The organism is Autumnicola musiva (assembly GCF_031846585.1).
GTDB classification, from domain to species: Bacteria; Bacteroidota; Bacteroidia; order Flavobacteriales; family Flavobacteriaceae; genus Autumnicola; species Autumnicola musiva.
This window is the reverse complement of sequence record NZ_JAVRHK010000009.1, coordinates 155,601-168,879: the sequence shown is the minus strand read 5'-3', so window position 1 is coordinate 168,879 and position 13,279 is coordinate 155,601. Positions and strand designations below refer to the sequence as shown.

12 protein-coding genes are annotated in these 13,279 nt (G+C 39.5%); 7 read left to right on the top strand and 5 right to left on the bottom strand.

Translation table 11 applies throughout. From position 1 onward, the window contains the following. Nucleotides 1-187: 187 nt before the first annotated feature. Both katG and RM539_RS13110 read right to left on the bottom strand, forming a co-directional pair. Nucleotides 188-2,443: a catalase/peroxidase HPI gene (gene katG / locus RM539_RS13115; RefSeq protein WP_311503865.1), complete on the bottom strand. Its 2,256-nt coding sequence runs from the start codon at nt 2,441-2,443 to the stop codon at nt 188-190. Between the two features lie 322 nt (nt 2,444-2,765). Then, entirely contained in the window at nt 2,766-3,611 is an 846-nt protein-coding gene (locus RM539_RS13110; RefSeq protein WP_311503864.1) for an alpha/beta hydrolase, read from the bottom strand. 207 nt (nt 3,612-3,818) lie between these two features. On the opposite strand from RM539_RS13110, the gene RM539_RS13105 reads away from it, so the two are divergent. Then, entirely contained in the window at nt 3,819-5,810 is a 1,992-nt protein-coding gene (locus RM539_RS13105; protein ID WP_311503863.1) for a serine hydrolase, read from the top strand. A 100-nt stretch (nt 5,811-5,910) separates the two neighbouring features. Here RM539_RS13105 and wrbA read toward each other — a convergent pair whose 3' ends face one another. After that, complete coding sequence (gene wrbA, locus RM539_RS13100) at nt 5,911-6,525, bottom strand: NAD(P)H:quinone oxidoreductase type IV (RefSeq protein ID WP_311503862.1); 615 nt, start codon at nt 6,523-6,525, stop codon at nt 5,911-5,913. 75 nt (nt 6,526-6,600) lie between these two features. After that, entirely contained in the window at nt 6,601-7,848 is a 1,248-nt protein-coding gene (locus RM539_RS13095; RefSeq protein ID WP_311503861.1) for a cation:proton antiporter, read from the bottom strand. Between the two features lie 110 nt (nt 7,849-7,958). On the opposite strand from RM539_RS13095, the gene RM539_RS13090 reads away from it, so the two are divergent. Further along, nucleotides 7,959-8,516 carry a hypothetical protein gene (locus RM539_RS13090; protein WP_311503860.1) on the top strand — a complete coding sequence of 186 codons (558 nt, stop codon included), beginning with the start codon at nt 7,959-7,961 and terminating at the stop codon, nt 8,514-8,516. Further along, entirely contained in the window at nt 8,513-8,902 is a 390-nt protein-coding gene (locus tag RM539_RS13085; RefSeq protein ID WP_311503859.1) for a hypothetical protein, read from the top strand. Before RM539_RS13090 ends, RM539_RS13085 begins: the two co-directional genes overlap by 4 nt. Before the next feature lie 26 nt (nt 8,903-8,928). Here the strand turns inward: RM539_RS13085 and RM539_RS13080 are convergent, their stop codons facing one another. Continuing rightward, nucleotides 8,929-10,014 (bottom strand): acyl-CoA dehydrogenase family protein, encoded by a 1,086-nt coding sequence (locus RM539_RS13080; RefSeq protein WP_311503858.1) that lies wholly within the window; start codon nt 10,012-10,014, stop codon nt 8,929-8,931. A gap of 118 nt (nt 10,015-10,132) precedes the next feature. On the opposite strand from RM539_RS13080, the gene RM539_RS13075 reads away from it, so the two are divergent. The 4 genes from RM539_RS13075 to RM539_RS13060 all read left to right on the top strand — a co-directional run bounded on the left by RM539_RS13075 (nt 10,133) and on the right by RM539_RS13060 (nt 13,203). Further along, a complete protein-coding gene (locus RM539_RS13075) occupies nt 10,133-11,029 on the top strand; it encodes a cation diffusion facilitator family transporter (protein ID WP_311503857.1) in 897 nt (298 codons plus the stop codon). Between the two features lie 115 nt (nt 11,030-11,144). Next, the gene (locus tag RM539_RS13070; RefSeq protein WP_311503856.1) at nt 11,145-11,495 is read left to right on the top strand and encodes a SpoIIAA family protein; all 351 of its coding nucleotides are present in this window, start codon (nt 11,145-11,147) and stop codon (nt 11,493-11,495) included. A gap of 134 nt (nt 11,496-11,629) precedes the next feature. Next, on the top strand, nt 11,630-12,589 hold the full coding sequence (locus RM539_RS13065; RefSeq protein ID WP_311503855.1) for a ring-cleaving dioxygenase: 960 nt from the start codon (nt 11,630-11,632) through the stop codon (nt 12,587-12,589). Beyond that, a complete protein-coding gene (locus RM539_RS13060; RefSeq protein WP_311503854.1) occupies nt 12,589-13,203 on the top strand; it encodes an alpha/beta hydrolase in 615 nt (204 codons plus the stop codon). The genes RM539_RS13065 and RM539_RS13060 overlap by 1 nt, the downstream gene beginning before the upstream one ends. Nucleotides 13,204-13,279 lie beyond the last annotated feature (76 nt).

Below are 13,279 nucleotides of genomic sequence, written 5' to 3'. Positions count from 1 at the left end.
CCGTATGTTGCAGATAAAACTTACGATGCTTGGATAATAGATTTTAATAAACTCTTTTATCTCTAATCTCTTCAAAATAGTAGCAAAACCATTGACTGGTAGCGGGCAAAAATCAAAAAAGATGACCCGTTTCCGGATCACCTTTTATTTTAAATTCTGAACAAAAATTACAAGGAAATTGTGAAACCTATTTCACATCAAAACGATCACTATCCATAACCTTAGTCCAGGCAGCAACAAAATCTTTTAAGAACTTCTCCTGCCCGTCTCCTGTTCCGTAAACTTCAGCTATTGCCCGAAGCTCTGAATTAGAACCGAAAATAAGGTCCACCCTTGTTCCGGTCCACTTTAAATCACCTGTTTTACGGTCACGGCCTTCAAATTCTTTTTTATCATCAGAAGTTGCCTTCCATGTTGTGCGCATATCCAGAAGGTTTACAAAATAATCATTGCTAAGCGCCCTGGGTTTATCTGTAAATACACCGTGCTTTGATTTGTTAAAGTTAGTATCCAGTACACGAAGTCCGCCAATAAGCACAGTCATTTCAGGAAGAGTCAGGTTCATTAACTGGGAGCGATCAATAAGCATTTCTTCCGGTTTTGTGGAAAATTCACTTCGATGGTTCACAAAATTTCTAAATCCGTCAGCCATAGGTTCAAGTACGGCAAAAGCATCAATATCAGTTTGCTCTTGTGAGGCATCAGTACGACCGGGTGTAAAGGGCACACCAATTTCATGTCCAGCTTCTTTAGCTGCTTTTTTAAGTCCTACACAACCTCCAAGCACAATAAGATCTGCAATTGAAACTTTCTTATTGCCTTTTTGTGAGTTATTAAATTCTTCCTGAATACCTTCCAGGGTACGGATTACCTTTTGCAATTCCGGCGGATTATTAACTTCCCAGTGCCTTTGTGGCTCCAGGCGGATACGTGCTCCATTAGCCCCGCCACGTTTATCTGAATTACGAAAAGTTGATGCCGAGGCCCAGGCAGTGGAAATAAGCTGGGAAACCGTAAGTTCCGATTTCAGAATTTTATCTCTTAGCTCTTTTACATCCTTATCGTCTATAATTTCATAATCTGCCTTTGGAACAGGATCCTGCCAGATCAATTCTTCTTCAGGTACTTCCGGTCCAAGGTATCTAGAAACTGGCCCCATATCACGGTGGGTTAATTTATACCACGCCCTGGAGAAAGCGTCTGCAAATTCATTGGGGTTTTCAAAATAACGCCTTGAAATTTTTTCATAAGCAGGATCTTCTTTAAGCGCAAGATCTGTTGTGAGCATAAAGGGAGCATGTTTTTTTGAAGGATTGTGTGCATCTGGTACTGTTCCTGCACCGGCACCGTTTTTCGGCTTCCATTGATAAGCACCTCCGGGGCCTTTATCGCATTCCCAATCAAAGCCAAACAGATTCTCAAAAAATTTGTTACTCCACTTGGTGGGGGTATCGGTCCAGGCTCCTTCAATTCCACTGGTTATTGTATGTTCTCCTTTACCGCTGCCAAAATTATTTTTCCACCCAAGACCCATTTCTTCAATGTCTGACCCGGCAGGTTCTGCGCCTACATGTTCTATAGCATCGGCAGCACCATGTGTTTTTCCAAAAGTATGACCTCCGGCAATTAAAGCAACTGTTTCCTCATCATTCATAGCCATACGGCCAAAGGTTTCACGAATATCACGCGCTGCACCTATGGGATCAGGATTCCCATTTGGTCCTTCAGGATTAACATAAATAAGGCCCATATGGGAAGCAGCAAGAGGATTTTCCAGATCGTCACCACTTGCATATCTTTCCTTATTTCCCAACCATTCTCCCTCAGAGCCCCAGTAAATATCTTCTTCGGGTTCCCATATATCTTCACGCCCACCAGCAAAACCATAGGTTTCCAGCCCCATGGATTCCAGGGCACAATTACCGGCAAGAATCATTAAATCTGCCCAGGAAATTTTCTTTCCATATTTTTGCTTTATAGGCCAAAGAAGTAACCTCGCTTTATCCAGGTTAGCATTATCCGGCCAGCTATTTAACGGAGCAAAACGCTGGGATCCGGAACTGGCCCCTCCACGCCCGTCACCAATACGATATGTCCCGGCACTATGCCAGGCCATCCTTATAAAAAATGGTCCATAATGGCCATAATCCGCAGGCCACCAATCCTGAGAATCATTCATCAGGTCAAATAGGTCTTTTTTTACGGCTTTAAGGTTGAGTTTCTTAAATTCTTCAGCATAATTAAAATCTTCTCCCATTGGATTGGACTTTGAGGAATGCTGGCGTAAAATTTTAAAATTTAATTGGTTGGGCCACCAGTCTTCATTTGATGTACCGCTACCAGCGGTAAAATCTAGTGATCCACCCATAAAAGGACATTTACTTGACTCGTTTACTTCCCAGACTTTATGATTACTGGGTTTATCGTGTTTATTATCTGCCATTGTGGATATGGTTTAATTAGTAAATCATTTATTAATAATAACAAAATTATGATAATTTTTAATGATGATATTCTAATTAATATAAGAAAAACCTATTATATAATAGAGGAAGAACGAATATAGATCTTTTAAAAGGTATTCAGGCAGCTGAATACCGTTCGAAAAGATGGTTATTTGTCTATTAATAATATAATAAATGATAACAAAGAGGAAGTTAAGTATTAATAATCCCGGTGTTTCTGGATATTAAAGGGCCTGCCAAAATATCCAGCCAAAATCCCTGAGAAATGTCTATTTCTTCTTTTTTCACTAATTTCTGAATTTAATCCGTTGTGAAGAGCATCTGGGAAAACAGGTATAAATCGTTCTTCCATACCTCAAAATCATGTTTTCCCTCTTCAGGATACCAAATATGCGGCACCTTATTATTTGCAAGATAGCTGTGGAAGTTTTCACTTATTTCAAAAAGTTCGTCATCTTTTCCGCAGGAGATAAACAGTAACTTAAGCTGCTTTGCAACTTCTACCGGATTACTGATCAATTTTTCCGGGGTCATGGTATTTGGCGCCGAAGAAAAACCTCCTATCCAGGCGAATATTTCAGGATTAGTGAGACCAAAATTAAGGGCCTGCCCTCCTCCCATAGACAAACCTGCAATTGCCCGGTGTTCCCTTTCAGCCAAAACAGGATAATTTTCCTCAATAAATGGAATAAGATCATTCAGGAGATCTTTCTCAAAATGAGCAAAGGCCTTCACTTTTGTGCTATCAAAAATATCTCCTTCGGCACGATCATTTTTCATGGCACGACCATTTGGAAATACCACAATCATTGGGCTTAGTTTTCCTTCAGCATAAAGATTATCCAGAATATGCCGTGGCGCACCCTGTTCCAGCCACTCTCTTTCATCACCACCAATACCGTGAAGTAAATACAGCACAGGATACTTTCTTTTTTCTGAAAAACCAGGTGGGGTATATACCGCAGTTGTACGTAAGGTATCTACGCTTTCTGAAAAATATTCTTTCATTTCAACATTACCATGTGCTATGCCGGCTGTTTCTTCAGCAAAATGCTCCTGATTGCTTTGGAGCTGCGCTTTAAGAGAATGGGAATATAATAACAAGCTTAGCAGACTCATTATCATCAGGAAGTAATTTTTCTTCATGTTGTATGGATAATTTTGTAGTGCAAATGAATTTACAAGGTACTGCGATTAATTATTTAAAATTACAGAATATTCTTTCTTACGTTCAATTTTCAACATCAAAAAAATAAAATGTAACCGGACTGACTTATTGGTCGTCCTATTTACAGAAAAAATCATCACCTGCTGCTTTAAAAATACTATTTAGATCAGCGTAAAACATTCATTATGATAAAAAAACTATTATTTTTTACAAGCATTTTATGTATTCCCACTGGTATTTATGCCCAGGGTTCCTTTTTAGAAAATATTAAACAGGGACAGGAAGTTGCTGAATTTCTTCCCGCAGATGGCGAGCATAGCTACAAACTCAAACTTGATTCTTCACGTTTTGTCCTGGGAAAGGTCAACCAGAATAGTGTAGATGTAGTGGTAAACATTTATAATCCGGAGGGAGAGAATGTTGCTCATGTGGATGGCCCCTCGAGAGGTCCGGAAATTTTTCAATTTAACACCAAAAAGGCTGGCGATTATATAATAAAGATCATTCCTTTTAAAGAAGCCAAAGGTAATTACAGTATTAAAATTACCAGGTTGGAACCTTTAGCAACAGAACCGGTAGAAATTGTAGATCAGCTAATGGCTCAATATAGCGGAAATGATACTCCGGGAGCTGCCGTTATGGTAATGAAGGATAGCGAAATTATTTTTTCTGAAGGCTACGGAATGGCAAATCTTAGTTATGATATTCCTTTTACTATACAAACTCCTACTAATATTGGGTCTACATCAAAACAGTTTACCGCTTTTGCCATAGAATTGCTTGCAAAACAAGGAAAATTGTCATTGGATGATGATATTCGGAAATATTTCCCGGAGCTGCCTGAATTTGATCACAAAGTTACCATCAGGAACTTACTTACCCATACCAGTGGTTACAGGGAATTTATTAACACCCTGGCGATAACAGGTAGAAATATGGACGCCCCCCTGGATCGTAAAGCTATTTTAAAAGTAATAAAGAATCAGCCGGAGTTGCAAAATGAACCCGGCACGCAGTGGAATTACAACAATACCGGATATGCAATACTGGCAGCCCTTGTAGAACGGATAACCGAAGTTCCTTTTCCGCAGTGGATGAAAACTAATGTTTTTGATCCTTTAGGGATGGAACACAGCATTGTTCGAAAAAACCAGTTTGAAGTAATAGAGGGAAGAGCTGCCGGCTACAATCTGGATGAAGATGGAGTATACCAGGAAGTGCAGGATTTAGCGGGTGCTATGGGTGCCGGTGGAATATATACTACATCCGGGAATTTAGCCAAATGGATAGGAAATTTTAATGATCCGAAGGTGGGAAGCGAAGAAATTATTAGTGAAATGACCACTCCTTTTGTACTTAAAAGTGGAGACACCACTCAATACGGACTGGGACTATTTATTGCTGATTACCGCGGGCTGAAACAAATTCAGCATGCTGGGGCCGATATTGCCCATCGTTCTATGTTAATGTATTTTCCTGAAATAGACGCAGCCGTGGTCACTCAAAGTAATAATGCCGGTTTTGAAGGAAATATTGCGTATAAAGTTGCAGATGCTTTCTTTTCAGAACATATGGAACCTGAAAAAGAAGAAAAAAGTAATGAGGAAGAATCCGGTACTTACAATTATAATGTTGAAGATTTTGATGGCCTTACCGGCCGTTATGAACTTATAGAAGCACCTGGTTTTGTTCTTAACTTTTCAAAGGACGGAGAAAGAATTTATACTCAGGCCACAGGCCAGGGAGAGGTAGATATGTATGCTGTATCTGATTCTATATTTAAACTGAAAGGTGTAAATGCTGAAATTAATTTTCATATAAAAGAAGATGGCACTGCCGATTCCCTTACCCTTAACCAAAACGGAAAACATCTCGCCAAAAAGATCAGCTGGAAACCTCAGCCTGAAGAGTTAAAGGAATATACGGGCAAATATTACAGTGATGAAATTGAAACCATTTACAGCATAAATATTGAAGATGAAAAACTCATGCTGCATAATTATCAAATTGCCGGGCCCATGCCATTGAATCCTGCAGATAAGGATTCTTTTGGATCTACTTTTCCTATCTCTGATCTATCTTTTGTAAGAAATGAACAGGGAGAAATTTCCGGTTTTAAGGCCTCTAATGGTCGGACTATTGGAGTGTTTTTCAGGAAGATGGCTGGAAATGAGTGAAGAGTACAAATTGATGATTTCCAAATTCAGGGTTCTGAATAAAAATTAAAAGCCGGAACAAAAAATTGTTCCGGCTTTTAATTTTATCATCGCTATTTAGTTATTCCTGCAATCCTTTTTTTATCCATCCGGCAACTTGTAAAGTTCTTTTTACCTGATGAGAAACTGCTTTCTTAATCTTATCATCAAGATTATCTTTACCAGCTTCTGTACTTACACCATGAGGATTTCCTCCGGCTCCAAACATTACCTCATCGGTATAACCCGGTGCAACCGGAATGGCGCCCCAGTGGAACATGGTTTTATAAAGAGCGGCTAAAGTAGTTTCCTGTCCGCCATGAGGATTTTGAGCACTGGTCATCCCGCTCACCACTTTATTTGCCAATTTTCCCTGGAACCATAGTCCGCCGGTGGTATCAAAAAATGCCTGCACTTGTGAAGGCAGACTACCATACCTGGTGGGAGCACTAAAGATAATGGCATCTGCCCATTCCAGGTCATCTAAAGATGCGGTAGTAATATCTTTAGTTGCTTCAATATGCTTCTTCCAATCCTCGTTTTGATTTATGGATTCCTGAGGGGCAATTTCCTGAATCCGGCGAAATCGTACTTCTTTCGCCCCCGATTCCTTACCTGCTTCAGCAGCCCATTTTGCCATTTGGTGGTTGGTTCCGGTTGAACTGTAATAGATAACCGCTAATTTTACATCTTTCATAATTCAATTTTTTAGTTTGTAAAAAGTTAAAAAAATAGCTCTTAAATATAATAATGAAAACCTAAAATCTTCACATTAAGCTTTATCAACAGAATATTTTTCTATCAATTTTCCTATACTTAATCCCTGCACAAGTATTGAAAATACAACAATTATATAAGTTATAACTAAAAATAGTTCCCTGTGCATCTCTTCCTGAAGACCCAGTGCCAGAGCTATGGAAATACCTCCTCTTAATCCGCCCCAGGTCATAATTAAATTTGTTTTAGGGGCAAATGCGAGTTTTCTTTTAAAGAAATTTATTGGTAAAAGCAGGGAGATATAACGACAAATAAGCACCAAAGGAATGGCTATAAGCCCCGCCAAAATATATTCGCCTCTAAAGCTGAGTAGCAGCATTTCCATTCCAATAAGCACAAAAAGAATGGTGTTGAGCAAAATATCAATAAGTTCCCAGAATTTATCTACATAACTTTCAGTAATTTCAGACATTGTACTGGCACGTATGGTGTCATTTCCCACCATTAAACCTGCAGTTACCATAGCCAGGGGTGCCGAAAGGTGAAAATGATGTGCCAGTACAGTTCCCAGCATCACAGTGGCTAGGGTTATAACCACTTCAATATCATAATCGTCTATAGACTTCATCAGCAAATAGGTGATGTAACCCAAAATTAGCCCAAGAATAATACCTCCTACCACTTCAACAGAAAAAAGTTCAAGAATAGACATAGCATTAATACTCCCTTCCGCAGAACCTGCAACCTGATAAATGGTTAGGAAAACCACCACTCCCACTCCATCATTAAAAAGAGACTCTCCCACAATCTTGGCTTCAAGATTTTTTGCAGCTCCCGCTTTTTTTAATATTCCCAGTACTGCAATGGGGTCTGTAGGAGAAATGAGTGCTCCAAAAAGAAGACAATATATATAATCCACATCCAATCCTGTGAGCATGAGCACAAAATACATTAAGGTTCCCACCAGGAAAGTTGAAACCAGCACGCCTACAGTAGCAAAGACCAGTACAGGCCAGCGCTGTATCCTAAGCTGTTCAAAATTGGTATGTAATGCTCCTGCAAACAGGAGGAAACTCAGCATCACTTCCAGCAAAATTTCCTCAAAATCTATATTGCCGATAATTTCCTTTTCTACATTCAGCAGGGTATCATCAAATGCGCTAAGGCCAAGCACGCCAAGGCTGGAGACTATGGTTATTAGCATTAAACCGATAGTGTTGGGAAGTTTTAGAAAACGAACATTTATATAACCAAAGATTGCAGAAAGAGTTACCAAAATGGTAATAATTAAGAAGTAGTCCATGGAAGTGATTTACAAACAATTTTTATAAGAAGGTAAAAAAAATTTCAGGAGCAGCACTGGATTATCTCACCCGCTTCAATTTTATTAGTTTTGCAAAAATTTTAAAACTAATGAAAAAGACCATCCGGAGAATAGCATTTTTCCTGTTTGTATTGTTTCATCTTTCCTTTTTACTGGCTATATTTTATGAAAAGATAGACACCCTTCAACTTGTAGCACTCCTGTTAATAATTGCTTTACTGGTAACAATTGGATATTTTAAATCTCCCAGAGAAGAGGAAGAACATTTCTTTGAAGATTTTTATAACATCATTTATGTAATAACCGGTTGTATGATTACATTTCTCCTGAACCAAATGGCAGGATTAGGACCAGTTATCGGTGCGGGTATAACCGGCTCTATAGCGTCTTTTCTTCCTATCATTTTCAGAAGAAAAGGAGCTGCTACAAAGGAAATTCCTGTAGCCATGTACTGTGGAGCATTTGTAGGAATGACCAGCCCTATGGTTACAGAGAACTGGAGGTTTATATTATTTGCCGGTTTTGTTACAGGTGTAATCTATATCTGCTCCAAGAATGTTTTTCAGGGTTACGGCGGTAAGTTGGGTTCAGTGGCTTTTGGAGGAGTGGCAATAACTTCCGTTTTTTTATTTCTTTTCACATCATGAATACAGTAGTTTTAATATTTACAGGGCCTGCTGCTGCAACAGCAACATATTTAGCCAATCATTATTTCAAAATGGGAGCCGTAAGGGCTTCTGCCTTATTATCTCTTGCAGTGGGATTAACATTTTATTCACTTCCACAATTTTTCCCTACCTATCTTGTAAAACATATTCCGCTGGTTTTTATGGGAGCAAGCTTTATAGGAATGGTTTCCAGAAAAGTAATGCCCAGTTATTATCAAATTGGCCTTTCAGGTATTGTATTCTCATTAATTTACCTGAATTCAAGTCGGTTTTTTACAGGTTTTGGAGGTGCGTTAGGAACAACAGCCTGCATTGCGGTGCTTGTATCCCTGGGGCTGCATTTCTTAATAAAAAGGAAATGGTAGAAAAAGGCAATTTTGCCTAACCTCGTTTAATATTCCTGAAAAGACATATGCTGGTAAGCTGTTTGCAGATTTTGCCATTTTTCCTGCAACGGATGATCTTTTTCCAAAACTTCCATTCCCAGCTTTGGCAGTATTCCGGCACAGGATAAATAATGCCGCTCCGCCAGCTCCAGCCCAATTTTACTAACTTCTTTTTCCAGAATTTTCTTCTCCCCGAGATGATTTTTCCAGCTTTTTTTTAGGCTTTTGTAAAAAAGACTGCTTAAGTGGCTGTGCCCGGAAAGAAAACTTTTCTTTTTCTTCAGAATAAATTCATATCGGCCCGGCTGAAATTGCTGCCATTTCTCTTTATTATTTTCCAGCAATTCTGAGACGGTTTGCCAGAAAGATTTACTAATTCCTAAAATTACCGGTACAAAGCAGGCTCTGGCAAAAAGCAGGAAAGGATAAGTTGCTAAAGGATAAGAGGAGATGCGGGAAGATTGCGATAGGTTAAAGAAATTTTCTGAAGGTATTTGTGCTTTTTTAGCAACAATGCTATGGCTACAGGTTAGCTGCATTCCTATTTTATTCCAGTCCCTTCTTATTTCCGCTTTATCAATCGGCAGCACAAAAGCTAAAATTTCCTGCTCCCGCCGGGTTACTGCCGTAAACATTGATGCCTGTTCACTACCGCTGCAGTAGCGCCAGGAGCCGCTTACCTCCCATAAATTATTGGCATTTTTTACTGCATCGCCGTCAGGTTTACCACTTCCGGCTATTAGTGCTTCCGGCGGGCTAAAATATTTTTCGGAAACTTCAGGTTTTAGATAATCGGCAAAATAGGCTCCCCCTACTCCAATACCCAAAAGCCATCCCCAGTTTCCATCAAGGTAAGAAGCGTTTTCTATCCATTTGCTCCCTTCATATAAAGGCAACTCCAATCCGTTATACTTTTTGCTGAGGAACATTTTAAAAAGACCGGCACGATAATGTGCTTCCAGGGCATTAGAATTTAGCTGTCCTTTGCCTTTAAGGTTTTCAGATTTAAAAAATGCCGGAAAATCAGGATTATTTTCTATTAACCATTTTTCATCAGACTCCTTTACTGCATTTATAGCTTCCTTCCACATGCGCTTGAAATTTATATTTATAGTGCAATGAAGGAAAAATTCATTAAAATTCTGCTGTGTACCTCATTTAAATTGAAGAAATTTACCCTACTGTTTTAACCAGATAACTTCAAAACTTATGGGTCATGATCATCACCACCATCATAGTTCTGGAAAGAACCTCAGGATTGCCTTTTTTCTCAACCTGGGATTTACTATCCTGGAATTTGTCGGGGGAATTTATGTAAACAGTATAGCAATAATTTCTGATGCTGTGCATGACCTAGGCGACAGTTTATCGCTTGGTACTTCATGGTACTTAGATCATAAGTCTAAAAAAAAGCCCGATGAAAAATTCTCTTTTGGTTACAGGCGTTTCTCACTGCTTGGCGCCCTTATAAACAGTCTGGTACTTATTGCAGGTTCCGTTTATGTTATTTATGAAGCGGTAGGAAGAATTCTGATGCCGGAACATTCTGATGCCGAAGGGATGATTCTTTTTGCCATTATTGGGGTGGCGGTAAACGGTTTCGCTGCCTGGAAACTCAGCAGTGGCAAAACCATGAATGAGAAAGTGGTTTCTTGGCACCTGATGGAAGATGTCCTGGGCTGGGTGGCAGTACTTATAGTAGCCATAGTGCTCAAATTTGAGGATATTCACTACCTGGACCCTGCCCTGTCTCTCCTTATAACACTTTATATTCTATGGAACGTTTTTAAGAGGCTTAAGGAAACGCTTTTTATTTTTCTACAGGGGGCACCAAAAGATATAGATTCTGAAAAGATAAAATCCAAAATCCTGGATATTACCCATGTGGCTTCCCTTCATCACGTTCACATCTGGTCTCTGGAGGGGGAAAATCATGTTTTTACCACTCATATTAAACTGCGGGATATCAGTGAATTCGCGCAGTTGCTTGAAGTAAAGAAAAATGTAAAAGACCTTCTTCAGGATTACAATTTTGACCACTATACCATTGAAACAGAACTGGAGAACGAAAGTTGCAGCCTCAATAAAGAAGACACAAAAAGTTAATTTTCCGTAGAAACATTAACAGCCATTTAGAAAAAGCTTGATAATTAAGGTTTGGCAGCTGCAGCAATTCTTCCGAAATTTAGGTTCCACTGAATTTAAATTAAAACCTGAAGTTATGATTCAACTGAAATCAGAACAAAACATAGTTTACACTACTGCTGAAGAGAAATTAACCGATGAAGATTATGAGAAAATGATTCCTTTCCTGCAGGAAAAAATTAAAGAATTTGGAAAAATCCGCTGGTATTTTGAAATGCGGGATTTTGAGGGATGGACTTTAAGTGCAATGTGGAAGGATGCAAAATTCGATTTTGAGAATAATGAAGATATGCAGAAAGTCGCTATGGTGGGTGCTGAAGAATGGGAAAAGAGCCTTACTCAGCTTATGAAGCCCTTTGCAGAGGCTGATGTAAAATATTTTAAAACCGCTGAAAGCGAGGCTGCAAGAAAATGGATAGAAGCATAGAAAATTGAACCTGCCTCCCCTCCCGGGATAGGCAGGTTTTTAAAAATATAACATTTGTATATACAATTATTGTTTAAACATTATTATCTTTGTGTTGTTCATTCTTCATCTGAACATTTAATTAAAAGAAAATTATGGAAAATCTAATCAATGGTCTTCATCACATCACTTCGTTTGCTTCGAACCCGCAGAAAAATGTAGATTTCTACGCCGGGATTTTGGGGCTTAGACTTGTAAAAAAAACAGTCAATTTTGATGCTCCCGATATCTACCATTTATACTATGGTGATGAACTGGGCCAACCCGGGACTATTCTAACCTTTTTTCCTTATGATGGGATTGCCAAAGGACGAAAAGGCAATGGCCAGGTTACCGTTACCTCCTTCTCTATCCCCGAAAATTCTTTGGAATATTGGATGCGCCGGCTGGATAAATTCAGTATTGCCTATAATAAACCTGTACAGCATTTTAATCGGGAATCCTCTATTTATTTTGAAGACCCGGATGGAATGGGAATAGAACTTGTAGCCAATAACGAAGACAACAGGCCCGGCTTTTCATATGGCCAGATTCCGCAGGAATATTCCATAAAAGGTATTTACGGCATCACGATTGCGCAAAATAATCCTCAAGCTACCACTGCCGTTCTTACCCAAGAAATGGAGCATAAGCTCGTTCTTGAAGAGGACAACAGGTTTCGCTTAACCACCTTAGCCCAACCCGGCAGTTATGTTGATATATTGAATGATCCTAAAGTCCCCCGGGGACTTGGTGGGGGCGGAACTGTACATCATGTAGCCTTTGCTACTCCTAACGATGCTACCCAACTTGAGTTTAGGGAACGCTTAATGAAAAAAGGATATTTAGAACCCACACCCGTGCTGGACAGGCAGTATTTTCACTCTATTTACTTCCGCGAACCGGGAGGAGTCCTGTTTGAAGTTGCCACCAATGATATAGGATTTACGCTTGATGAAAGCAAAGAGAAGCTTGGACAGGAACTGAAACTGCCCGAATGGGAAGAACCAAACCGTTCCAAAATTGAAAAAGGGCTGACACCAATTGAAGTTAATATAGAAAAATACAGAGACTAATGCACGAGTATCAAATTGTTGAAAAAGGGACTCCTGTAAAAGAAGCGGAAAAAGCAATAATTCTTTTACATGGCCGTGGCGCGACTGCTGAAGATATTCTGCAATTGGCCAGTCATTTCCCGACTGATAACACTTATCTGTTGGCACCCCAGGCGACCAACCGTACCTGGTACCCCACAAGTTTTATGGCCCCTGAAGATGAGAATGAACCCTGGTTGTCTTCTGCCGTAGCAATGGTGAAGCGGGCCATAGATGAAACTGCCAGGCATATTCCGCTAAACAAAATTTACCTGATGGGATTTTCGCAGGGAGCCTGCTTAAGCCTGGAAGTGGCCACCCGCTTCGCGAATGAATATGGCGGAATTGCTGCTTTTACCGGTGGCCTCATCGGCGAAACTTTAAAAACAAATCGTTATCAAGGAGACTTCAGAGGTACTAAAATATTTATAGGTACAGGTGACAAAGACATGCATGTTCCTCTTTCCAGGGTAAAAGAATCTGTTGATATACTGGAGAATTCTGGTGCTCTTGTTCATTTAGAAGTATACAAAAACCGCCCTCACACTATTACTTCAGATGAAATAGAAAAAGTAAGCCAGCTTCTGTTTAAATAATCTACTTTTTCCCACCTGTGCACAGAGCTTTACTAAAGAAATTGCCTAAATGTTTGTATATTCCTGCCGTAAAAAA

Bases quoted from the DNA above. Each gene is read 5' to 3' on its own strand.
- katG (WP_311503865.1), bottom strand. From the start codon at position 2,443: ATGGCAGATAATAAACACGATAAACCCAGTAATCATAAAGTCTGGGAA.
- RM539_RS13110 (WP_311503864.1), bottom strand. From the start codon at position 3,611: ATGAAGAAAAATTACTTCCTGATGATAATGAGTCTGCTAAGCTTGTTA.
- RM539_RS13105 (WP_311503863.1), top strand. From the start codon at position 3,819: ATGATAAAAAAACTATTATTTTTTACAAGCATTTTATGTATTCCCACT.
- wrbA (WP_311503862.1), bottom strand. From the start codon at position 6,525: ATGAAAGATGTAAAATTAGCGGTTATCTATTACAGTTCAACCGGAACC.
- RM539_RS13095 (WP_311503861.1), bottom strand. From the start codon at position 7,848: ATGGACTACTTCTTAATTATTACCATTTTGGTAACTCTTTCTGCAATC.
- RM539_RS13090 (WP_311503860.1), top strand. From the start codon at position 7,959: ATGAAAAAGACCATCCGGAGAATAGCATTTTTCCTGTTTGTATTGTTT.
- RM539_RS13085 (WP_311503859.1), top strand. From the start codon at position 8,513: ATGAATACAGTAGTTTTAATATTTACAGGGCCTGCTGCTGCAACAGCA.
- RM539_RS13080 (WP_311503858.1), bottom strand. From the start codon at position 10,014: ATGTGGAAGGAAGCTATAAATGCAGTAAAGGAGTCTGATGAAAAATGG.
- RM539_RS13075 (WP_311503857.1), top strand. From the start codon at position 10,133: ATGGGTCATGATCATCACCACCATCATAGTTCTGGAAAGAACCTCAGG.
- RM539_RS13070 (WP_311503856.1), top strand. From the start codon at position 11,145: ATGATTCAACTGAAATCAGAACAAAACATAGTTTACACTACTGCTGAA.
- RM539_RS13065 (WP_311503855.1), top strand. From the start codon at position 11,630: ATGGAAAATCTAATCAATGGTCTTCATCACATCACTTCGTTTGCTTCG.
- RM539_RS13060 (WP_311503854.1), top strand. From the start codon at position 12,589: ATGCACGAGTATCAAATTGTTGAAAAAGGGACTCCTGTAAAAGAAGCG.